Genomic DNA, 21,564 nt, shown 5'->3' with positions numbered 1-21,564 from the left:
GGCCCGCAGGGTTCTTCCGTAGCAATTCCGATGAACTCCTGCGGCTTGCGGGCGGAATTGCGTGAAGTGCAAATCCGCATCCTCGGGGGCATCATGTCTCTCCTGCCATTCCTGATTTCCGGCCTCGGAATCGGCGCAGTCTACGCGCTGTCGGGTGTCGGTCTCGTCATTCTCTTCCGCTCCACCGGCGTCCTGAACTTCGCTTTCGGTGCCTTTGGAGCGCTGGGCGCCCATGTCGCCTGGCAGGTGCTGCAATGGAACTGGCCGCTGGCGCTCGCCATCCTTGCCGGCGTGCTCACCTCGACGGCGGTGAGTTTCCTGTACGGCAGAATCTTCGCGCCGATGCTCTCGCATCGCGATATCGTCGTGCGCGCCGTCGGCACGCTGGCGCCGGCGCTGGTGCTGATCGCCGCCATGGGCGTGATCTGGGGCGAGCTGCCGCGCCGGCTGCAGTTTCCGACCGATCAGATGTATCTCACCGTCTTCGGCGTGCGCCTGACCTTCACCCGGCTCATCGCGCTTTTCCTGTCGCTCGCCATGGTCGCCGCCATCACCCTGCTGCTCAACCGCACCCGGCTCGGCCTCGACATGCGCGCCCTTGCCAACGACCGCGATCTCTCCGCCATCCTCGGCGTGCGCGTGCTGCACACGGAGACCGCGGCTTGGGTGATCACCGGGCTGTTTTCCGGGCTTGCCGGTCTGCTGCTGGCCGACCTCGTGCGCCTGCAGGGCACGTTCCTGACCTTCGTCGTCATCCCGGCGATTGCCGCCGCCATTCTCGGCCAGTTGCGCTCGCTGTATGTGACGGCGATTGCCGGGATCGGCATCGGTCTCGCCGAAGCGGTGCTGACGCCGATCGCCTGGGTCTCGCCCTACCGCGCCGCCGCCCCCTTCGTCATCGCGCTGATTGCCGTGACGATCCTCGGAAGCACCTCCAGAGCCGCCCTGAGGGATCGATGAGCACAGACAAAACCCTTTCCGCCGCTGCCATGTCGTCGTCATCTTCCCCGGTGACCACCGGACTCTCGTACCGGCCCCTGCTGGTCATCGTGTTTGCCATGGCGGTGTTTGCCGCCCTCGTTTCGCTGCTTGCCAACGCCTTCTGGCTGTCGGCCACCACCTCGGCCATGGCCCTGTCGCTTTCCGTCGCCGGTGTCGCGGTGCTTTATGGCCAGCTCGGCCTCGTCTCGCTCTGCCAGTTCGCGCTGGTCGGCGTCGGCGGCTGGGCGACGCTGCGTATTGGTCATGCCTTCCATCCGCCCTTCGAGGTGAGCATGCTGGCCGGCGGTATCGTCGCGACCCTGACCGGCCTGCTGTTCGGCATCCCGGCATTGCGGCTGCGCGGGCTTTATCTTGCTCTGGTGACGCTGATGCTTGCCGGCGCCTTCCAGATCGTCATTTCCGCCTGGGGCTTTCCGGACGGTGGTCCGGGGTTTCTCGGCCGCGCCGATGGTTCCGGCCGCGCCATGCTGCCGCGCCCGGATCTTGCCACCGAGGCCGTGCCTTATTTCCTCTATTGCTGCGCCGTTGCGACGCTGGGGCTTTTGCTGGTGCAATGGCACAAGATCAGCAGGCCCGGCCGCGCCTGGGCCCTGATCCGCAAGGGCGAGACGGTGGCGATCTCATCCGGCGTCAACGTGCTGGCCTACAAGGCCTGGGCCTTTGCGCTCTCCGGTTTTCTCGCCGGGATCGCCGGCGCGCTGCTCGCTGGCAATGTCGGCCAGCTGGAAGGCCGTGCTTTCTCGGCTTTCGAGAGTCTCAACCTGTTTGCGCTGGCGACCGTCGGCGGGGCCTATCACTGGTACGGCGCGGTGATCGCCGGCCTGTTGCTGCGCGCCTTGCCAGCGCTTCTCACCGATCTCGGCATCGATGGCTACGTGACCATCGGCATCTTCGGCGTGGCCCTGTTCCATGCTCTGGCGACAGCGCCGACCGGTATCGCCGGCCAGATTGCCACCCTTGCGGCCCGTTTCAGGAAAGGCGACGACCGATGATCGAAGTCGAAACGCTCTCCGTCCGCTTCGGCGGCATCAAGCCGATCGACCAGTTGACCGCGGCCCTGACCGCGCCGGTCTCCGGCCTGATCGGCCCCAACGGTGCGGGCAAGACCACGCTTCTCAACGTGCTCTCCGGTTTCGTCCGGCCGGTGGAGGGATCGGTCCGGCTGGATGGCCGGCCGCTGCTGCCGCTTTCGCCGCTGCAGCGCGTCAAGGCGGGATTGCGACGCTCCTTCCAGACGGAGCAGGTGGTCGAGGACCTGACGGCGCGCGACAATCTTTTCGCCATCGCCGATCATGTCACCGCGCCCGGCGAGCGCAGCCGCACCACCGACCGCGCGCTGGATTTCGTCGGCCTGCGTTCGGTCGCCCACCGTCTCGGTGCGCGGCTCAATCTGTTCGAACGTCGGCTGGTCGAACTCGGCAAGTGCCTGATCGGCACGCCGCGGCTGATCCTGCTCGACGAACCGGCGGCCGGCCTGACCGACGAGGAGGGCGCGCGCCTGCGCGATCTCGTGCTGCGCATTCCTTCGGAATTTTCGGCGCAGGTGATCGTCATCGATCATGACGTCGATCTCATCCGCGCCATGTGCAGCGAAACGCTGGTGCTCGATTACGGCCGGCGGCTGGCGCTCGGCCCGACCGAAACGGTGCTTGCCGATCCGGACGTGCGTCGCGCCTATCTGGGAGAGTTGTGATGTCCGGAGCAGAGACGATCGCCATCGACAATCTCGTCGTCGAGCGCGGCGGCAAGCGAGTGCTGCACGGCATTTCATTCATGGTGAAACCCGGTACGATCAGCACGCTGCTCGGCGCCAACGGTGCCGGCAAGTCGAGCACGGTGATGGCGATTGCCGGCGCCATCCCGACGGCATCCGGCTCCGTCTCGCTGGGCGGCCAGAAGCTGACCGGCCTTGCCGCCGATGCGGTGCGCCGCAGGGGCATCGCCATGGTGCCGGAGGGGCACCGCGTGCTGGGCCAGATGACGGTGGAGGACAATCTCCTCGTCTCCGTTCTCGACCGCAAGGCGGCCGCCCGGCGCGACGGATTGAACCGCGCCTTCGAAATCTTCCCGGAGCTGCAGGCCCGCCGCCAGCAGCTTGCCGGCGATCTCTCCGGCGGCCAGAAGCAGATGGTGGCGATGGCGCAGGCCTTCGTCGCCCGGCCGCGTTTCATGATCGTCGACGAATTGTCGCTCGGCCTGGCGCCGACCGTGGTGAAGCGACTGGCCGAGGCGCTGACGCTGGCGGCCCGTGACGGCATCGGCGTGCTGCTGATCGAGCAGTTCGCGCATCTGGCGCTCGGCCTCGCCAGCCAAGCCATGGTGCTGGAGCGCGGCCGCCTGGTGTTCGACGGTCCATCGGAGACGCTGCGCCAGCGTCCTGATATTCTCCACGGCGCCTATCTGGCGAACTAGCATGGCGGAAGTGCATCCATCCTTCGTCGATGCGGCAGCGGGCACCGATGTGTCCTTCGTCGCGCGCCGCCTGTTCGGCAATGTCCGCCTGCATTTTACCGAAGGGCGGGAGGCGGCGAGCCGGCTCGTTTCGGTCCGGCTCGGGTTATGCCGCCTGACGCGGCTGGAGGCCGAGGCGCATGTCGTCGATGGCGAAAACGTGCTTGCCGGCGGCAACCGGCCGGACATGGTCAAGCTGATCATCCAGACGCGCGGCTGGTCGCAGCTCTCACAAGGCGACCGCCAGCTCGCGGTCGGCCCCAAGGCGCTGGTGATCTATGATCCGGCCTACTCCTATCGGCTCGACAATCCCATGCCGGTCGAGGTTCTGATGCTGCAGCTGCCGCGCGACCTGCTGCCGCGGGCCATCGCCGGCCGGCTGCGGCAGCCGTTGGCGGCACCGCTTGTGCCGGGCGGCTTGCCCCGTGTTCTGGTTTCGATGATGGAGACCGCTGCCGGCGAGATGGAACGCCTCGACGCCGCCGGGCGGGAAAGCCTCGGGCGGGCGATGGCCGAACTGATGCGCACGATCATGACGGAGAAGGGGCTGGCCGCCGGGATCGGCGAACCGCTGCCGCCGCTTGCGCTTCTCAGCGACCGCATCAAGGATTATGTCGGGCAGAACGTGCGGCGGCCGGACCTCGATGCCGCCGACATCGCCCGCAAGATGGGCTGCTCGGTGCGCTATGTCTACCGCGCCTTCGAGGCGGAAGGCACGACGCCGGCGGACTATATCTGGAGCCGGCGCCTGGCCGTCGCGGCGGAGGCGTTGCGGACGCGGATACAACGGCCAGGCTCGATTGCCGACATCGCCTTCGAGTTCGGCTTTTCGTCGAGCGCGCATTTTTCGCGGCTGTTTCGCCAGCGCTACGACCGCACGCCGTCGCAATGGCGTCAGGCGGCAGAGTGACCTGCCGCCGGATTTGGCATCAGTCCTGCATCGCCTCGGCGACGCGCAGCGTGTCGGTGAACTGCTCGAAGCGGCGGATCTTGCCGTCCGCCACGCCCCAGACATGGACGACACGCACGTTCATCGCCTTGCCCGTTGCCTTGTAGCGTCCGGTATAATTGCCGATCGCCACCACCTCGTCGCCGGCATCCAGCAGGCGTTCGAGCGTGAACGTATAGTCGTCCCAGGCCGCGCCGAGCTTGGCGAAGACGTTTTCGACGATCGCCCCGGGGCCGACATAGGTGCCGGCGCAGGGAAAGCCGTCCATCTCCGTCCAGCGGCAATCCTCGGCAATGTCGGCCAGCATGCCGTCCATGTCGCGGCGGGCGTTGGCGTCGTAATGGGCTTTGACGATCTCGTATGCGCTGCGCATCATTGTCTCCTCAGACGGGGTCCTGGCCGGGCAGGTAAAAGGTTGCCGAGGCCTTGCGGATGAAGGCGCCGGCATTGCTGTTCTGGATGGCACCCTGGCCGTTGATGCCGAGGAACTTGCCGGTCGAGCGCAGGTCGTCGAAATTATAGAAGAAGGTCGAGGCTACCGGGATCTTGAATTCGCGGAAAGTGAAGACGTATTGCCCCTCGGCGAATTTGTAGGTCGTCGCCAGGTCGACGTCGCCATGGCCGCGCTGCACGCCGACGAGGCATTGCCAGGCATAGCGTTGCGAGGACAGGTAGGTGTGCTCGTAGACGTGGTTGGGGCTGTAGGTGAAGTGGGCACGTAGACCGATCAGGTCGCGGCTTTCCGCCGGCACGAAACCGCTGGCCACGCCGCCCGCCAGCACGCCCGGCCGGAAGATCTGCCCGACCTGCGGCTCTCCGACCGTTTCCTCCTTGGGCCGGACGATCGAGAGTATCGACAGTGCCCGCCGTGTTGCGGTGTTGATGATCACGGTTTCGGCTTCCAGCGGTTTGCCGGCGTAGGCGATCTCGATGAAATAGGTGTCGGGCGCGACGGTAACGACCTCGACCGTATCCTTGCCGGATTGTCCGCCGTCGCTCCACTCGACCGACTGCCCGGAGAACGCCAGCGACAGCGTGCGCCCGTCGTCGAAATGGATGGTGTGCGACGAACCGTCGAGCGCCTGCGTCAACGGCAGCCGGTTGGTGTCGATGCCATAGGCGAACTGGTCGTAGGTTTTCCAGTCCTTCGGATTCTGCTGGGTCATGATGAAAGTCCTCCTCTCAGTCGGCAAAGGCAAGCGTCGGCAGGTCGACGGTGCTGGCGCCGCCATCGACGGTCAGGATGGCGCCGTTGATCATCGCCGCCTCGCCGGAGGCCAGGAAGCAGACGGCATTGGCGACTTCGTCCGCCGAAGCCGGCCGCTGCAGCGGCACGTCCTTGGTCACCAGCGCATAGGCTTCGGCGACCGAATTCAACTCGTATTTTTCCACCAGCATTTCCATCTGCTCGTCGGCCATCGCCGTCGTCACCCATCCGGGGCAGACCGTGTTGGTGCGCACGCCGAACCGGCCGTAGTCGCGCGCCAGGGATTTCGCCAGGCCGATGCAGCCGTGTTTCATAGTGACGTAGCCGGCCGCATCCGGACCGGCAAACAGCCCGGCGATCGACGACAAGACGACGATGTTGCCCTTGGCGCGGATGAGATGCGGCAGGGTTTCGCGGGCGGAAACGAAGGCGGTGCTAAGGTTCAGCCGGACGGCGAGATCCCATGTCTCGTCGCTCATCGACAGCGTCGGACCGACGCCATGGCCGCCGGCATTGGCAATGAGAATGTCGATGCCGCCGAATTGTTCGGCCGCAGCCGTGACCGCCACCTTCATGCTCGCCGTATCGGCGGCATCGGCAGCAAGCACCGCCGCACCGATCTCCTCGGCGACGGCCTGCAGCGGTTCTGGCCGGCGGCCGACCAGCGCCACCTTTCCTCCCTCGGCGGCAATGCGGCGCGCCACGGCGGCGCCGATGCCGGTTCCGCCGCCGGTGATGATGGCGACCTTGTCCTTGAAACGCATCTTGTCCTCCCGTCCGTTCTGCTGCCATAGTGCACCAGATGTTCGGGGACGTCGCGTCCGGTCCTGCACTTCCTTTTGTCCGAGAATGCACTAGGTTGGCTTCATGCAAGCTGTTCGACCGGCGACCCTGCCGCGTCGGGCGTTTGCGGATCTATACATCCAACAGGAGACGGCCATGGGTATTTTCGACAAGATCAAGCACGCCATCTGGGGAAATGAGGAAGAAGCCGCAACAGGCAGCGCGGAAGCAAGGCCGATCGATCAGGTTGCCGCAAGCACGCCCGCATCGGCGTCGGTGACGACGACGGAAAGCACCACGCCGGTCACGGCCACGCCCACGACATCCGCAGGCACGGCATCCGCCAGCGCAACGGCGGGCACCGCGACGGCATCGACGACGCTTCCCGAAATCGATGTTGCCGCGATGCTGGACAAGGCGGTGGCAAGCAAGGGCCAGAAACTCGATTGGCGTCACTCGATTGTCGACCTCATGAAGGCAGTCGGCATGGATGCCTCCCTGTCCGAGCGGAAGGAACTGGCCGCCGAACTGCATTATGCCGGTGATCCCGGCGATTCCGCCGCGATGAACATGTTCCTCCACAAGGCGCTGCTGAAGAAGCTTGCCGAAAACGGCGGCCGGGTTCCTGCCGATCTCCTGGATTGATGCTGCCATTGTAGCGTGCCGAGAGGGGCCGCTGCAGGGCGGCCTCTTGTGTTTCAGGTGCGGCTCGCGCCTGATTTCCATCTTTCCCGGGACCGGGCTCTTCCTCAAAGCTGCCGGCGAATTCGCCGCGATCGTTTCTTGATCTCGTGGGTTATGCGATCCAGCACGCCGGTCGGATCGCCGCCCGTTTCGGCCACCTGTGCGGCGATGCCGTCGCAGGCGTCGCTCACCTGCGATGCGAGGTCCCTGACGCGCCGGATGGTGGAGGCCCCGCTCAGGCCGACGGCCTCGGCCAGCGTTTTCCAGTCGGCGCCGTGCAGTTCAGATGCGATAAAACCTCCGGCAATGCCTTGGGGAAGGTTTTGATCCACCTGGCGATATACGGCTGCACACATCAGATCGTAGAGCGGCGCCATCGTTGCCGATCCACCTGCACCGATCAGGATGGAGTAGTTCTTGGCATGTGAATCGGAGTTGCAGATGACGACGTTGAAGATGATCGCGTCCAGGAGCGTCAGGCGTTCGGCCGGCGAAACCAGGTCGCTGATCGCATCGAACATCATCGTCAGCGTCACGCCACGGCCTGTCGATGACCGTTCATATTTCTGCGATGGAAAATGACCGGTCAGCTGGCAAAGGTCTTCCTGGTGCAGCCGGCGGATCTGTTGTTGTGCATCGGTGAAACGGTCATAGCGCCGCACGAGCAGATAGCGCCGCTTGCCGGCTTGCCCGATCGTGGCCTCGGCGGCCTTCAGTTCACAAGCTCTGGCCAATGCCAGGCAGAACGCCTCGTTGTCGACGCTGCCTGCAAGGCGCCTGGTATCCGGCTTGATGATGTGCGTCGACGGCGTGCCGTCGATCGGTATGGAAATCCGGCCGTGTTCATCGACAAAGACCGGCAGCTTTTCCTGGACGCCGGCGAGCGACATGGAGACGCCGTGTTCGCCGGCCAGGAACGGCTTGGCCGGAAGTTCGTCGAGGATCCGCTCCAGCGCTGCCGCGTCGGGGACGGGCTGCAGGTTGATGCCGGCTCTCCGGGGCTCGCCGATCGACAGAGCGCCGGCCGTGTCCCGGCCGATATGGCTGAGAAGACCGACGATGTCCTGCGGCGACACTTTCAGGCGCTGGCCGATCTCGGCGAGATGGGTTTCCGGAAGCAGGTTCGCCAGCCAGGGCAGCAGCCTGTCGGCGCTGACGGAGCCGGATCGCAGCGGCATGGTAAGCGACAGCGGAAAGGCCAACCGGCGGGCTTCCCAGGACGGATCGTAGTGCAGCCGCCATTCGCCGGCGAAGGTCAGGTGCGCCACAGGGAGCGTTTCGTAGAAGATCGCGGTCATCGCCTGTCACCGAAGACCGGCAGGAAATCGAGTTCGTCTCCATCCTCATGCACGGCGGCGGGTGGGCTCGCCGCCTTCAGGTCGCCGATCTCCAGGCCGACCGTGCGGGCCGCGACCAGCGCCTTTTCGAGCTGGCAGCTCGGCTTGCCGGCTTCCAGCTCGACGATGAACCGCTCGCCCGTGCCGGAACGGGTTGCAAGCTCGGTCTGCGTCCAGCCGAGCGCCTTGCGTTTTTCCCTGATGGCAGCGCCGAAATCCCGTGCGGACCGGATCATTGCGTATCTCCTCTGTCGGCTTACCGTACAGGAAGATTTTTCGAGTATCAATACGGTCCTTACCGATCGGGAAGCCTAACTGCGCAGAATGCAAAACATAGCGTTTGGTAAGTTTTTGCGGATTGGCCTGTTCCGCCGGGCGTTATCCCACTAACCGACCGCCGGGGATAGCGCTCTGTGCGGCGCATGCGAAATCGACAACACGGACAGCACGAGCTTCCGGCCGTCATTGGCGATGAAATCGATCGCCTGGCCGACGGAAAGCCCGAGAAGCGCGGTGCCGATCGGCGTCAGGATCGAGATCCTGCCTTCTGCAATATCCGCATCGCCGGGGTAGACCAGGGTGACGCTACGTGCTGCGGACGAGCCGTCGGTTCGATATTCGACGGTCGAATCCATCTGGACGGTTTGCGGCGGCACATCTTGGTCATCCAGGACTGAGGCCCGCTCGAGCTCTGCGAGCAGTTCCTCGGCCACTTCCGGGCGTTTGTCCAGGAGGCCGTTTGCAAGACGGGTCAGCTTGTTGTGGTCGGTCCTGCCGACGACGATTTTGGGCTTGCTCATGATGGGGTGCCTTTCAGGGACATACGCCTGCGCGGGCCGTATCAGGCCGGAGCGAGGTTCGAAAACGTTTCCGGAAGCGATTGCGCCAGGGAAACTCGGGATGAAAATCGAAAACAGATGCACGCTCCCCGGTCTCGGTCGCGAGCCGGGGATTTTATCCCGCGATGGGGAAGGGCCGGAACATGTGGTCGGGCGTGTTCGTCATCATTCGCCTACCGTTTACGCAAAATCCCGAATTGTCAAGTCACCTGAAAAGGTGGCCAAATGACCCGTATTCGAACGATTTTGGCGGATTTCCGAACTGATTTATGCGGAATTTACGTGATATTAAGCATTATGGCGGCTGTCATAAAGCATGAAGGAGACAAGCATGCTTATTCGCCGAATTGTTCTGCCGATCGTAACCGCTGCCTTTCTGACGTCCCCGGTGCTGGCGGAAACGCCGCCGCCTGACATCAAGACGCTGGTGACTGCGAAAATCATCAGCGACATGCGGCAATGGCTCGATACCGACATCGTGCGGATTTCCGTCGATGCGCAGAACGAGCGCCTGACGACGCTGGCGCAGTCGAAGATCGACGAGCTCGACAATCAGTGGAAAGCGGAGCGGGAAAAGGACGACAAGCCGCTGATCGCGGCCACGCTCTCCAACCCCCTTTCCGTTTATTTGTCGCGCATGCAGGGACGGTCGCTCGGCCTTTATGCGGAAATCTTCGTCATGGACCGGAACGGGCTGAATGTCGGCCAGAGCGCCATCACCAGCGATTTCTGGCAGGGCGACGAGGGCAAGTTCCAGAACACCTTCCAGGTGGCCAGTGACGCGATTTTTATCGATGAGCCCGAATGGGACGACGATGCCAAGATATGGCGCGGCCAGGTCAGCTTCACGCTCACGGAAGCCGACGGGAAGACGTCGATCGGCGCCGTTACGGTCGAGTTGAACCTCACCGAATTGCAGCGACGCGCGGCGTTCGGCAGCTGAGCGGATGAAGTCAGGACAGAGGGCCGCCGTCCGTTAGCAAGGACCGCGCCATTCACGACAAGCGGTGTGCGATCACCGGAATAAACGAGGTCAATGATGCTGAAAAACATGTCCGTCAATGCAAAGGGGTTTGTCGCCTTCGGCATCCTGGCGATTATTGCCATCGGCGCATGCAGCTTCATCTACATGCGGGCGACGAAAACCACGGCCCTGGTGGAACACAATCTGCTGTTGGCGACTGTTCTGGACGAAACCGGCGATCTCGGCGACGAGGTGGTTGCCGCCAATCTTGCCGTCAAGAACTTCCTGTTGACCGGTAACCGTGATTTCGTCGCCGAATATGAGGCACTCAGCACGGGGATCGCTAAACGGACGGCGACCCTTGAAGGCCTCTATTCCGCCAATGCAGCACAGCAGCTGCCGGCACTGCAGGAAGCGCTGGCGGTCGTCCGCCAATGGCGTGAAACCGTCATCGAACGGCAGATCAAGCTGATGCGCGATCCGATGACGGTCGAGCTGGCCCGCGCGCTGGAAGCAACGGGCGTCGGCATGAAGATGATCCAGGATTTCTCAAGCAAGCTGTCCGCCGTTGACGCAGCCATCCAGCAGCAGGCGTCCGTTGCACTCGCCGACCAGAAGGCCGCGCTGCATTCCGTCGAGATCATCGGGCTTGCCGCTTCGATCGTCGTCGCCGTCATTGCCGGCCTGATGGGACTGTTGAACTTCCATCTCGTTTCCCGGCCGCTCGGCAGGCTGTCGCAGATCACCTCGCGGCTGGCCAATGGCGATCTCGACGTGCCGACCATCAAGCTCGGCAAGGACGAGATCGGCAAGATGGCCGAAGCCATCGAGGTTTTCCGCGAGGCCGCGCTTGCCAACAAGCGGCTGGAAGCCGATGCGGAAGAAAGCCGTCGCCGCGCCGAGAGCGACCGGGCCGCCGCCCAGCAGCAGGCGGAAGCCGATGCGGCGGAACGCCTGCGGATTGCCACGTCGGGGCTGGCTGGTGGTCTCAAGCGGCTTGCCGCCGGCGACCTTTCCTTCCAGCTCGACGAGACTTTTTCGCCGGAATTCGAAAGCCTGCGGCAGGATTTCAACCAGTCCGTCCGTCAGCTTTGCTCGACATTGACGGCGATTGCCGAGGGCGTTGCCCGGATGGAAACCGGCACCAACGAGATCGCATCCGGTGCCGACGACCTGTCGCGCCGCACGGAGCAGCAGGCGGCAGCGCTGGAAGAGACGGCCGCGGCCGTCGAGCAGATCACCGCCAACGTCGCCAATTCCACCAAGCGGACGGACGAAGCCCGCGGCGTGGCCTCGCGCGCCAACAGTTCAGCCACGCAATCCTCGGAAGTGGTCGCCCGGGCGGAAGAGGCGATGCGCAAGATCGAAGGCAGTTCCGAGCAGATTTCCAACATCATCGGCGTCATCGACGAGATCGCCTTCCAGACCAACCTGCTGGCACTCAACGCCGGTGTCGAGGCCGCTCGCGCCGGTGAGGCCGGCAAGGGTTTCGCCGTCGTCGCCCAGGAAGTGCGCGAACTCGCCCAGCGTTCGGCCCAGGCGGCCAAGGAAATCAAGGCGCTCATCCAGAATTCGACAAACGAGGTTTCCGGCGGCGTCGAACTGGTGCGTGAGGCAAGCGAAGCGCTGCGCACGATCGGCGGCTTCATCGCCGAGATGAACACGCATATGGAGGTGATCGCCATCTCCGCCAAGGAGCAGTCGACCGGTCTCGCTGAGGTCAACCAGGCCGTCAACGCCATGGACAAGACGACCCAGCAGAATGCGGCGATGGTGGAAGAATCGAATGCGGCATCCGCCGCCCTGGTTTCGGAAGCTGCCGGACTTCGCCAGATCGTCGCCCAGTTCAGCCTCGGTTATGCATCGTCGGCCAATCCGTCGCAGGCGCTGCGCCAAATGGCCCAGACGATGGCCCGCCCGACCCCCACGGCGCAACGCAGGGCCACCCCCGCCGCCCGCCCGGTCGCCCACGGCAATGCCGCCGTGGCACAGCAGGACTGGCAGGAATTCTAACGGGAAATGGATCGGGCCGGAGACAGCCGGCCTGACATCAACGCCTTTTGGAGCCGTTTCGCCTTTCTTCGAATAGCGAAACGGCTCAATCTATTTGGTTTTACAGAATATCGCGGTCTGCCTGAATTGCGTCAGGCGTAGCGGGCGATCGCCAGGTCGGTCGCATCGATATCCGGCTTGCGGCCGCTGACGAGATCGTTGATCACCCGGGCCGAACCCGAACTCATCGTCCAGCCCAGCGTGCCATGGCCGGTATTGAGGAACAGGCCGGCGATCTTCGTCGCGCCGATGACCGGCGTGCCATCCGGCGTCATCGGCCGCAGGCCGGACCAGAAGGATGCCGTGGTCGCATCGCCGCCCGGGAACAGGTCGGTGACCGAATGTTCGAGCGTCCGCCGCCGCGGCAGGCCGAGGTCGTTGGTATAGCCGGAAATCTCCGCCATGCCGCCGACACGGATCCTGTCGCCGAGGCGGGTAATGGCGATCTTGTAGGTTTCGTCCATGACGGTGGATTCCGGCGCCCGCGTGGGATCGGTGATGGGGATGGTCAGCGAATAGCCCTTCACCGGATAGACCGGCAGGCGGATGCCGAAAGGCTTGAGCAGCAGCGGCGAGTAGCTGCCAAGCGCCACGACCACCGCATCGGCGGTGAGTCGTTCGCGGGTGGTGACCACACCGCGCACCTTGCCGCCCTCGACGTCGAGGCCCTTGATTTCGGTGCCGTAAGCGAAACGGACGCCGAGCTCGGCGGCCTTGGCGGCCAATGCGTTGGTGAACTTGAAGCAGTCACCCGTTTCGTCCTTCGGCGTCAGCAGGCCGCCGACGATCTTTTCGCGCACATGCTGCAGCGCCGGCTCGACGCGCACGCAGCCGTCGCGGTCCAGAACCTCGTAGGGTATGCCGTCGGCGGCCAGCGCCTTGACGTCCTTGGCCGAGGCATCCAGCTGCTGCTGCGTGCGAAAGAGCTGCAGCGTACCCTGCATGCGCTCGTCATAGGCGATGCCGGTTTCTTCCCGGACCTGGGCGAGCGAGATACGGCTGTAATCCGCCAGGCGCAGCATGCGGCTCTTGTTGACGGCATATCGCTCGGAGGTGCAGTTGGAGAGCATCTTCACCATCCACGACAGCATGGCCATGTCGACCTTGGGGCGCAGGATCAGCGGCGCATGCTGCATGAACAGCCATTTCATCGCCTTCATCGGAATGCCGGGCGCCGCCCACGGCGAACAATAGCCGAAGGAGACTTCGCCGGCATTGGCAAAGCTCGTTTCCAGGGCCGGACCCTGCTGGCGATCGACAACCGTGACGTCATGGCCGGATTTTGCGAGCTGGTAGGCCGTCGTCACGCCGATCACGCCGGCGCCGAGAACGATGACTTTCATGATTTTCCCCGATAGTTCTAAAGCGTGTCGTGATCTTTCAGATTCGCTCTCACGCTTTAGCTCCTTGTTGTCACATGTCGTTTTCGCAAGACCGCTGCACACTTTTGCGCGACATGCTTTAAATGCGGTATCAGCGGTACTGGCGATGGTAACGGTTGCCGAGGCCCGTCAGGATTTCATAAGAAATCGTGCCGGCGTCACGGGCGACATCCTCCAGCGTCTGGTGCGGCCCCAGCACCTCGACAAGGCTGCCGAGTTTCAGGGTTCCTTCCGGCAGCGCGCTGATATCGACGATGATGCTGTCCATCGAAACGCGACCGACGATCGGCAGGCGCACATCCCCGTAATAGACGGCGCCACGATCGCTCAGGCTGCGCGGCAGGCCGTCGGCATAACCAGCGGCAATCGTCGCCAGTCTCGTCTCTTTCGTCGCGACATGCGCGCCACCATAACCGATCCGCGCGCCGGCGGGAACCGTGCGGGTCTGGATGACGGCGACGTCGAGCCGGACGACCGGTTCCATCGGGTTCTCGACACCGCTGGTCGGCGCGCCGCCGTACAGCGCGATGCCCGGACGAGCCAGAACGCCGTGGAAGGCATCGCCGAGGAAGATGCCGCCGGAATTGGCGAAGCAGACGTCGAAACCGGCAAACTCGTCGGCAATCCTGGTCATTTCGGCAAGCTGTTCGTTGTTCTGCTCGCCGTCCAGCTCGTCGGCGGAGGCGAGGTGGCTCATGATGAACAGGATCTCGACATTGCCGTGCTCTCGCAGGCTGGCCGCGAGTTCCGTCCGCTCTTCGGGCGGGATGCCGAGCCGCGACATGCCGGTGTCGAACTGCAGCACGGCCGGCAGCGTGCGTTTCACAGTCTTTGCTGCGGCGGCCCAGCGGCGCAGCTGCTCCAGCGAATTGATAACGGGGATCAGGCCGCCTTCGGCGCAGGCGATCTCGTTGCCCGGCTGCAGGCCGTTCAGCACGAAGACCTGCACATCCTTCGGCAGGTGGGGGCGCAGCCGGACGGCTTCGATGAAATGTGCCACGAAGAAAAGCCGGCAACCCTGGACATAGAGCGCCCGGGACACTTGGCTGGCACCGAGCCCGTAAGCGTCGGCCTTGACGACGGCGGCGGCGCGCGACGGCGCCAGGGTCGAGGACAGTTTTGCATAATTGCGACGCAAAGCGCCGAGGTCGATCGTCAGGTAACCCGAAGCGCCCTGTGCGCCGATATTGCCTCGCGTGCGCGATTCAAAAATGCCGCTGTCCATGTCCGCCCCTCCGTTGTAGGCAATCTATTGAAACGATCGGAGAATTGTCCGTCAAATTGTGATCGATTATTGCTTCAATATGGATTATTTGAAATAATCAACGAAAATTTGGAACGATATGCCATGTCCGCTCTCGATGCGATCGATCGCAACATTCTCCGTCTGCTGCGGCTCGATGCCCGCATGAGCAATGCAAAACTTGCAGCCGAGGTCGGCCTGTCGCCGTCTGCCTGTTTGCGCCGCATCCGGCTGATGGAAGAAGGCGGCGTCATCCGCGGCTACACGGCGCTGATCAACAGCTCCAGCATCGAAACCGCGATTGCCGTGATCATCAACATCACGCTGGAGCGGCAGACAGAGGATCATCTCGATCGTTTCGAGGCCGCAGTGAAAAAATATCCCGAAATCCAGGAATGTTTCCTCATGACCGGCGGCTCAGACTATCTCCTGCGGGTGGAGGTGGCCAATGCCGGCGAGTTCGAACGCATCCACAAGGAGATCCTGTCGGCCTTGCCGGGGGTGCTGCGCATCCATTCCAGCTTTTCCATCCGCAACGTTCTCGCCTCGCGGGCAAAAGGGCGGCGCTAGGGATCCTTTGCGGGGTCGGGTAACCGTTTATTGCTTGCCGGCGCTCCGTAATCCGTTGCGTGGCGCGCCGGCGTTTCCTAAAGGTCGGTAGAGGTGAAGGCCCGCGCACGGAGGACGGCACCAGGTGACGACATTGCATGAGCAGGCGACGGATGTGTCGCGGCCGGCACTGCGAACGGAAGGCGTGTCCCGCCGTTTCGGGTCGATGGCGGCGCTTTCGGGCGTCAACCTGACAATCGCGCGCGGCGAGGTCGTCTGCCTCGTCGGCCATTCCGGTTGCGGCAAGTCGACCCTTCTCAGGGTCATCGCCGGCATCGAGACGCCGGATGAAGGCCGCGTCTTCCTCGATGGCCGCGAGGTTTCCGGCCCGTCGGCCTTCGTGGAGCCCGAAGCCCGCAATGTCGGTTTCGTCTTCCAGGACTACGCGCTTTTCCCGCATCTGACGGCGGAAGAAAACATCCTGTTCGGCCTGAAGCGGATTGCACGGGCCGAGGCTCGGGAAAAGGCGCAGGCCATCATCGCGCGGGTCGGCATCGGCCATCTTGCCGGCCGTTATCCGCATATGTTGTCGGGTGGCGAACAGCAGCGTGTGGCGCTGGCGCGCGCATTGGCGCCGCAGCCGGGCATCGTCTTGATGGACGAACCGTTTTCCAATCTCGACCAGGGCCTGCGCGACCGGGTGCGCAACGATACCTTGTCCCTGCTGAAGGCGCTCGGCACGACGGTGATCATGGTGACGCACGATCCGGAGGAGGCGCTGTCGGCCGGAGACCGCGTGGTGCTGATGCGCTCGGGGCAGATCGTCCAGTCGGGCACCGGATACGATCTTCACGACCGGCCGGTCTCCGCTTATGCGGCGGAGTTCTTCGGCGCCTCGAACAAGGTGCCGGGCATTTATCGAGACGGTGTCGTCGAGAGCGCCATCGGCCGGTTTCCCCGCAAGCTGGCGGTCGGAGACGGTGGTCATGTGACGCTGTTCGTTCGACCGCAAGCCGTTTCCCTGTCGCTGAAGCATGGCGACCTGCCGGCACGTGTCGTGCGGCGGAGGTTTCACGGCGAGATCGAACAGCTGCAGCTGCGTATCGACGATCTGCCGGCACCGCTTGAGGTCCGCACCATGGCCAGGTTGCCCGCCGGAACGGAAGCGGTACACATTTCCGTGACCACCGACCAGGTGCTGATATTTCCCACATCAAGTTCACCGTAAATCCCGGCGAATTGCCGCTTGGCGCATTTACCGTAACCCGGCCTCGAAAACTTGACGAATACGCTCAGGGAATTGCTGATGGCGGCAGCTATTCAACGGAGGCACATATGAATACGCGCGCTCTCTTCTCTTCCGCCCTTCTCTCGGGTTCGTTTCTCCTCGCTCCGGCGATGGTTTCTGCGGCGGAAATCAATATCTACACCACCCGCGAGCCGCAGCTCATCCAGCCGTTGATCGAGGCATTTACCGCGTCGAGCGGCACCAAGGTCAACGCTGTCTTCCTCAAGGACGGTCTGGCCGAGCGCGTCGCCACGGAAGGCGAGAGCTCACCGGCCGATCTGTTGATGACCGTCGATGCCGGCAATCTTGTCGATCTCGTCGAGAAGGGCATCACCCAGCCCGTCGATTCCGCCGTTCTCAGCGATGCGATCCCCGAGCAACTGCGTGATGCCAACGGCCATTGGTTCGGCCTTTCCATGCGTGCCCGCGTGATCTATGCCGCCAAGGATCTCGATCTCGCCACCTTCAATTATGAAGAGCTTGCCGATCCGAAGTGGAAGGGCAAGATCTGCATCCGCTCCGGCCAGCATCCTTACAACACGGCTCTGTTTGCCGCCTATCTCGCCCATCACGGCGCGGAAGAAACCGAAAAGTGGCTGACGGCGGTGAAGGACAACCTGGCCCGCAAGGCCGCCGGCGGCGACCGCGACGGCGCCAAGGACATCCTCGGCGGCATTTGCGACATCGCTGTCGCCAATTCCTACTATGTCGGCCTGATGCGCTCCGGCAAGGGCGGCGAAGACCAGGTGAAATGGGCCGAGGCGATCAAGGTCGTCCTGCCGACCTTCAAGGATGGCGGCACGCAGGTCAACATCAGCGGTGCAGCGGTTGCAAAACACTCGCCGAACAAGGCCGACGCCGTGAAGTTCCTGGAATATCTCGTTTCGGACGAGGCCCAGAAGATCTATGCCGAAGCGAACTACGAATATCCGGTGAAGGTCAATGTCGCGGCTGATCCGATCATCGCGTCCTTCGGCGAGCTGAAGATCGATTCCAAGCCGCTGAGCGAGGTGGTCAGCCATCGCAAGCAGGCAAGCGAGCTGGTCGACAAGGTCGGCTTCGACAACTAAGACCGGGCCGCGCTCTCAAAACCCTGAGGGCGCGGTTTTGATTCGATGGATGATCTGATGCCGGAAAGTGCAGCGGTGGGCCGTCCCCGGCGGTGTGATGGTCGCTGCTGGCTTTTTGCTGCCGGCATCATCGCCCTTGCCGTGGCCTTGCCGGTCCTTGGGCTTCTGGCCCAGGCGGTGCAGGGATCGGCCGGGCTCTGGCCGCATCTGCTCGCCACGGTCCTGCCGGTAGCGCTTGTCGATACCATCGTCCTGCTCTGCGGCGTCGGGCTCGTCACGGCGGTCATCGGCACCGGGTCGGCCTGGCTGGTGACGGCCTATGCGTTTCCGGGGCAGCGCATTCTCGAATGGGCGCTGCTTCTGCCGCTCGCCGTGCCGAGTTACATCATCGCTTATGCCTATCTCGACATCCTGCATCCCATCGGTACGTTCCAGGGGGTGGTCCGCTGGCTTCTGGGTTACTCCAGCCCGCGTGAATTCCGCCTGCCCGACGTGCGCTCGATGACCGGCTGCATCCTGCTGATGGGTTTTGTCCTCTACCCTTACGTCTACATCCCGACGCGGGCGATGTTCCTCACCCAGTCGGCCAATCTCATCGATGCCGCCCGCCTGCTCGGCGTTTCGCGGCGCGCCGTCTTCTGGCGGGTGGCGCTTCCTCTGGCGCGCCCCGCCGTCGCCGTCGGTATCAGCCTTGCCCTGATGGAAGCGCTGAACGATGTCGGGGCGGTGGAGTTTTTGGGCGTCCGCACGCTGACGGTGTCGATCTACACCACATGGATCACCCGCACGGATTTGCCGGGCGCCTCGCAGATTGCCCTTTCGCTGCTGCTGATCGTGGTGGCGCTGGTGGCGATGGAACGATGGGCGCGCCGGCGGCAGCGCTACACCGCCGATGTCCAGCGCAGCCGCAGCCTGCAGCCGAGACCGGTGCCCTTCTGGACGGGTAGCGCGATGCTGCTGGCGGGTTGCCTGCCGGTGCTGTTCGGTTTTGTCGCACCGGCGGCCTATCTTGCCGCAGAGGCGTGGAAACGGTTCCGCTTCGCCGGCCTGTCGCCGAATTTCGTCCACGAAGCCGGCACGACGATCCTCCTGGCCACGGTGGCGACTGTGCTGACGATCCTGTGCGGGCTGGTGGTCGCCTATACGCTGCGCGTGCGGCCGAACCGGGTATCGGCCTGGTCCTTCCGTCTTGCGACCATGGGATATGCGGCACCCGGTACGGTGATCGCCATCGGCGTGCTGATCGTGCTCGCCAGCGTCGATCGTTTCATCGATCGCAACGCGCAGGACTGGTTCGGTGTGTCCACCGGTCTGCTGTTCATGGGGTCGGGCGCCGCGCTGGTCTATGCCTATGCAGTCCGGTTCCTCGCCATCACCGCCGGCGGCATCGATGCCGGCCTGTCGCGCATCCCGCCGTCGCTCGACCACGCCGCCCGCACGCTGGGACAGTCGCAACTGGGCACGTTCCGGCAGGTGCTGCTGCCCCTGTCGCAGCCGGCGATCTTTGCCGCCGGCCTGCTCGTCTTCGTCGATTGCGTCAAGGAACTGCCGGCAACGCTTTTGCTGCGGCCGTTGAACGTCGAGACCTTTGCGACGCATCTTTACGGCGAGGCGGCGCGTGGAACCTATGAAGAAGCCTCCATCGCCGCCCTGGCGATCGTCGCCATTGGCGTGCTGCCGGTCGTGCTCCTGTCGCGTTTCCAGCGCCTGAAGCTGTAAAGCCGGACTCTCAGAAGGTCGGCGGCGTACAGGCGCTGATCACCTCGCAGGCGACGGGACCGACGCAGCGAAAACGATGCGGCCGGCGGCTTTCGAAATAATAAGCGTCGCCGGGGCCGAGGATGCGCCGCTCGTCGTCGACGGTAATCTCCAGCCGGCCGGACAGCACGATGCCGCCTTCCTCGCCTTCATGCACCAGCGGCACCTTGCCGGTGTCGGCGCCCGGCTGGTAGCACTCCTTGAGGATCTGCAGGCTGCGGCCGAACAGGCTTTCGCCGATCTGCCGGTAGGAGATCGGCCCCTTGCCGATTTCGACCAGTTCTTCGGCGGCGTAGAAGGCCTTGCGCGGCTTTTCCGGCTCGAAGGCGAAAAACTCCGCCAGCCCGATGGGAATGCCGTCGAGAATCCGTTTCAGCGCGCCCACCGAGGGATTGGAGGAGTTCGATTCGATCAGCGAAATCGTCGAATTGGTCACGCCCGCCCGTTTTGCCAGTTCGCGCTGCGACAGATTATGCGCCATGCGCAGATGGCGAAGGCGGTTGCCGATATCGACGGACATGGAAAACCCCGGCGTTTCATGTGTTGCGAATATCGAAACATCATAGGTTAGAAACACATAATTTCAATTGCTTGCAGCCAAAGAGAAAAGGACTTGTTCGATCACGCAAAATCGCTGAAACATGGCCCGACGCGTATGGAGACACAGCGATGGATCATCTCAGCAAATCGAACACGCCCTCTCTCGAAAACTTCTGGATGCCGTTCACGGCAAACCGGCAGTTCAAGGCGGCACCCCGCCTTCTGGCCTCGGCCGAGGGCATGTATTACACCGATATCGACGGCAACAAGGTTCTCGACGGCACCGCCGGCCTGTGGTGCGTCAATGCCGGCCACGGCCGCAAGCGTATCACCGAGGCGGTCGAACGCCAGCTGCGGACGCTCGATTTCGCGCCCACCTTCCAGATGGGCCATCCGGTTGCCTTCGATTTCGCCGAGCGGCTGGCCGCCATCGCGCCGGGCGGCCCGGATGCAAGGCTTGATCGGGTCTTCTTCACCGGATCGGGTTCCGAATCGGTGGATACGGCGCTGAAGATCGCCATCGCCTATCAGCGGTCGATCGGCCAGGGCACGCGGACCCGCCTCATCGGCCGTGAGAAGGGCTATCATGGGGTCGGATTCGGCGGCATCTCGGTCGGCGGCCTGGTCAACAACCGTCGTGTCTTCCCGCAGATCCCGGCCGACCACATGCGCCATACGCTGGATATCGAACGCAACGCCTTCTCCAAAGGCCTGCCGCCGCACGGTCTCGAACTCGCCGAAGACCTCGAGCGCCTGGTGGCGCTGCATGGCGCCGAAACCATTGCCGCCGTCATCGTCGAACCGATGTCCGGCTCCGCCGGCGTCATCCTGCCGCCGAAGGGTTATCTGGAACGCCTGCGGGCGATTGCCGACAAATACGGCATCCTGCTGATCTTCGACGAAGTGATCACCGGTTTCGGTCGCCTCGGCACGCCGTTCGCCACGGATTATTTCGGCGTCGTCCCCGATCTCGTCACCACCGCCAAGGGCATTACCAACGGCGCGATCCCGATGGGCGCCGTCTTTGCCAGCCGCAAGGTCTATGACGGATTGATGAACGGACCGGAAGGCCAGATCGAACTGTTCCACGGCTACACCTATTCCGGCCACCCGGTGGCCAGCGCCGCCGGCATCGCCACGCTTGATATCTATGAGGAAGAGGGCCTTCTGACCCGCGGCGCCGGCCTGGCCGACACCTGGCAGGACGCCCTGCATTCGCTGAAGGGCCTGCCGCATGTCGCGGATATCCGCAATCTCGGCGTCGTCGGCGCTGTCGAACTGACATCGCGCGACGGCGCACCGGGCGCCCGCGCCTACGACGTCTTCGTCGATTGCTTCCGCAAGGGCCTGCTGATCCGCGTCACCGGCGACATCATCGCGCTGTCGCCGCCGCTGATCATCGAGAAGGAAGAGATCGAAAAGATCGTCTCCATCCTCGGCGATGCGCTGAAGCGCGCCCAGTAAAG

23 protein-coding genes are annotated in these 21,564 nt (G+C 63.8%); 14 read left to right on the top strand and 9 right to left on the bottom strand.

Annotation, left to right across the window (positions count from 1 at the left end):
• Nucleotides 1-93 precede the first annotated feature (93 nt).
• Genes DEM27_RS22585 through DEM27_RS22565 form a run of 5 tightly spaced genes read left to right on the top strand, consistent with a single transcriptional unit; the run spans nucleotide 94 to nucleotide 4,363 of the window.
• Nucleotides 94-960 (top strand): branched-chain amino acid ABC transporter permease, encoded by an 867-nt coding sequence (locus tag DEM27_RS22585; protein WP_109460576.1) that lies wholly within the window; start codon nucleotides 94-96, stop codon nucleotides 958-960.
• Nucleotides 957-1,994 (top strand): branched-chain amino acid ABC transporter permease, encoded by a 1,038-nt coding sequence (locus DEM27_RS22580; protein WP_205908946.1) that lies wholly within the window; start codon nucleotides 957-959, stop codon nucleotides 1,992-1,994. Before DEM27_RS22585 ends, DEM27_RS22580 begins: the two co-directional genes overlap by 4 nt.
• Nucleotides 1,991-2,695, top strand: a complete 705-nt coding sequence (locus tag DEM27_RS22575) for an ABC transporter ATP-binding protein (RefSeq protein WP_109460495.1) — start codon at nucleotides 1,991-1,993, stop codon at nucleotides 2,693-2,695. Before DEM27_RS22580 ends, DEM27_RS22575 begins: the two co-directional genes overlap by 4 nt.
• Entirely contained in the window at nucleotides 2,695-3,414 is a 720-nt protein-coding gene (locus DEM27_RS22570) for an ABC transporter ATP-binding protein (protein ID WP_109460494.1), read from the top strand. The genes DEM27_RS22575 and DEM27_RS22570 overlap by 1 nt, the downstream gene beginning before the upstream one ends.
• Before the next feature lies 1 nt (nucleotide 3,415).
• Nucleotides 3,416-4,363: a helix-turn-helix domain-containing protein gene (locus DEM27_RS22565; RefSeq protein WP_109460493.1), complete on the top strand. Its 948-nt coding sequence runs from the start codon at nucleotides 3,416-3,418 to the stop codon at nucleotides 4,361-4,363.
• Nucleotides 4,364-4,382: 19 nt separating this feature from the next.
• Here DEM27_RS22565 and DEM27_RS22560 read toward each other — a convergent pair whose 3' ends face one another.
• From DEM27_RS22560 to DEM27_RS22550, 3 genes are read right to left on the bottom strand one after another with little or no spacing between them, the layout of a single operon-like run.
• Nucleotides 4,383-4,775: a nuclear transport factor 2 family protein gene (locus DEM27_RS22560; protein WP_109460574.1), complete on the bottom strand. Its 393-nt coding sequence runs from the start codon at nucleotides 4,773-4,775 to the stop codon at nucleotides 4,383-4,385.
• A 10-nt stretch (nucleotides 4,776-4,785) separates the two neighbouring features.
• Nucleotides 4,786-5,568 carry a MoaF C-terminal domain-containing protein gene (locus DEM27_RS22555; RefSeq protein ID WP_109460492.1) on the bottom strand — a complete coding sequence of 261 codons (783 nt, stop codon included), beginning with the start codon at nucleotides 5,566-5,568 and terminating at the stop codon, nucleotides 4,786-4,788.
• A gap of 16 nt (nucleotides 5,569-5,584) precedes the next feature.
• On the bottom strand, nucleotides 5,585-6,373 hold the full coding sequence (locus tag DEM27_RS22550) for an SDR family NAD(P)-dependent oxidoreductase (protein WP_109460491.1): 789 nt from the start codon (nucleotides 6,371-6,373) through the stop codon (nucleotides 5,585-5,587).
• A 175-nt stretch (nucleotides 6,374-6,548) separates the two neighbouring features.
• Here DEM27_RS22550 and DEM27_RS22545 point away from each other — a divergent pair, with 175 nt between their 5' ends.
• Nucleotides 6,549-7,037: a DUF3597 domain-containing protein gene (locus DEM27_RS22545; protein WP_109460490.1), complete on the top strand. Its 489-nt coding sequence runs from the start codon at nucleotides 6,549-6,551 to the stop codon at nucleotides 7,035-7,037.
• A gap of 104 nt (nucleotides 7,038-7,141) precedes the next feature.
• Here the strand turns inward: DEM27_RS22545 and DEM27_RS22540 are convergent, their stop codons facing one another.
• The 3 genes from DEM27_RS22540 to rnk form a co-directional block, all read right to left on the bottom strand.
• Nucleotides 7,142-8,374, bottom strand: coding sequence for a type II toxin-antitoxin system HipA family toxin (locus DEM27_RS22540; protein ID WP_109460489.1), 1,233 nt, complete (start codon nucleotides 8,372-8,374; stop codon nucleotides 7,142-7,144).
• Entirely contained in the window at nucleotides 8,371-8,649 is a 279-nt protein-coding gene (locus tag DEM27_RS22535) for a helix-turn-helix domain-containing protein (RefSeq protein WP_109460488.1), read from the bottom strand. Before DEM27_RS22535 ends, DEM27_RS22540 begins: the two co-directional genes overlap by 4 nt.
• A gap of 150 nt (nucleotides 8,650-8,799) precedes the next feature.
• Complete coding sequence (rnk, locus tag DEM27_RS22530) at nucleotides 8,800-9,213, bottom strand: nucleoside diphosphate kinase regulator (RefSeq protein ID WP_109460487.1); 414 nt, start codon at nucleotides 9,211-9,213, stop codon at nucleotides 8,800-8,802.
• A gap of 100 nt (nucleotides 9,214-9,313) precedes the next feature.
• Here rnk and DEM27_RS34115 point away from each other — a divergent pair, with 100 nt between their 5' ends.
• From DEM27_RS34115 to DEM27_RS22520, 3 genes are all read left to right on the top strand, one after another.
• A complete protein-coding gene (locus DEM27_RS34115) occupies nucleotides 9,314-9,481 on the top strand; it encodes a hypothetical protein (protein WP_165823535.1) in 168 nt (55 codons plus the stop codon).
• 102 nt (nucleotides 9,482-9,583) lie between these two features.
• Entirely contained in the window at nucleotides 9,584-10,195 is a 612-nt protein-coding gene (locus DEM27_RS22525) for a hypothetical protein (RefSeq protein ID WP_109460486.1), read from the top strand.
• 108 nt (nucleotides 10,196-10,303) lie between these two features.
• Nucleotides 10,304-12,229: a methyl-accepting chemotaxis protein gene (locus DEM27_RS22520; protein WP_245446040.1), complete on the top strand. Its 1,926-nt coding sequence runs from the start codon at nucleotides 10,304-10,306 to the stop codon at nucleotides 12,227-12,229.
• 131 nt (nucleotides 12,230-12,360) lie between these two features.
• Here the strand turns inward: DEM27_RS22520 and DEM27_RS22515 are convergent, their stop codons facing one another.
• Entirely contained in the window at nucleotides 12,361-13,713 is a 1,353-nt protein-coding gene (locus tag DEM27_RS22515) for a D-amino acid dehydrogenase (protein ID WP_337250480.1), read from the bottom strand.
• Nucleotides 13,714-13,741: 28 nt separating this feature from the next.
• On the bottom strand, nucleotides 13,742-14,875 hold the full coding sequence (gene alr / locus DEM27_RS22510; protein ID WP_109460484.1) for an alanine racemase: 1,134 nt from the start codon (nucleotides 14,873-14,875) through the stop codon (nucleotides 13,742-13,744).
• Between the two features lie 123 nt (nucleotides 14,876-14,998).
• On the opposite strand from alr, the gene DEM27_RS22505 reads away from it, so the two are divergent.
• The 4 genes from DEM27_RS22505 to DEM27_RS22490 all read left to right on the top strand — a co-directional run bounded on the left by DEM27_RS22505 (nucleotide 14,999) and on the right by DEM27_RS22490 (nucleotide 19,519).
• Nucleotides 14,999-15,463: an Lrp/AsnC family transcriptional regulator gene (locus tag DEM27_RS22505; RefSeq protein ID WP_109460483.1), complete on the top strand. Its 465-nt coding sequence runs from the start codon at nucleotides 14,999-15,001 to the stop codon at nucleotides 15,461-15,463.
• Between the two features lie 205 nt (nucleotides 15,464-15,668).
• The gene (locus DEM27_RS22500; RefSeq protein ID WP_109460572.1) at nucleotides 15,669-16,670 is read left to right on the top strand and encodes an ABC transporter ATP-binding protein; all 1,002 of its coding nucleotides are present in this window, start codon (nucleotides 15,669-15,671) and stop codon (nucleotides 16,668-16,670) included.
• 170 nt (nucleotides 16,671-16,840) lie between these two features.
• On the top strand, nucleotides 16,841-17,800 hold the full coding sequence (locus tag DEM27_RS22495; protein WP_109460571.1) for an extracellular solute-binding protein: 960 nt from the start codon (nucleotides 16,841-16,843) through the stop codon (nucleotides 17,798-17,800).
• Nucleotides 17,801-17,857: 57 nt separating this feature from the next.
• Nucleotides 17,858-19,519 carry an ABC transporter permease gene (locus tag DEM27_RS22490; protein ID WP_109460570.1) on the top strand — a complete coding sequence of 554 codons (1,662 nt, stop codon included), beginning with the start codon at nucleotides 17,858-17,860 and terminating at the stop codon, nucleotides 19,517-19,519.
• A 10-nt stretch (nucleotides 19,520-19,529) separates the two neighbouring features.
• Here DEM27_RS22490 and DEM27_RS22485 read toward each other — a convergent pair whose 3' ends face one another.
• Nucleotides 19,530-20,078 carry a cupin domain-containing protein gene (locus DEM27_RS22485; protein ID WP_109460482.1) on the bottom strand — a complete coding sequence of 183 codons (549 nt, stop codon included), beginning with the start codon at nucleotides 20,076-20,078 and terminating at the stop codon, nucleotides 19,530-19,532.
• 149 nt (nucleotides 20,079-20,227) lie between these two features.
• Here DEM27_RS22485 and aptA point away from each other — a divergent pair, with 149 nt between their 5' ends.
• A complete protein-coding gene (aptA, locus tag DEM27_RS22480) occupies nucleotides 20,228-21,562 on the top strand; it encodes an omega-aminotransferase AptA (protein WP_109460481.1) in 1,335 nt (444 codons plus the stop codon).
• Nucleotides 21,563-21,564 lie beyond the last annotated feature (2 nt).

The sequence above is a fragment of the Rhizobium album genome (assembly GCF_003122325.1).
Taxonomy (GTDB): domain Bacteria; phylum Pseudomonadota; class Alphaproteobacteria; order Rhizobiales; family Rhizobiaceae; genus Metarhizobium; species Metarhizobium album.
The sequence above is the reverse complement of the archived record's forward strand: the minus strand, read 5'-3'. Positions and strand labels throughout refer to the sequence as shown.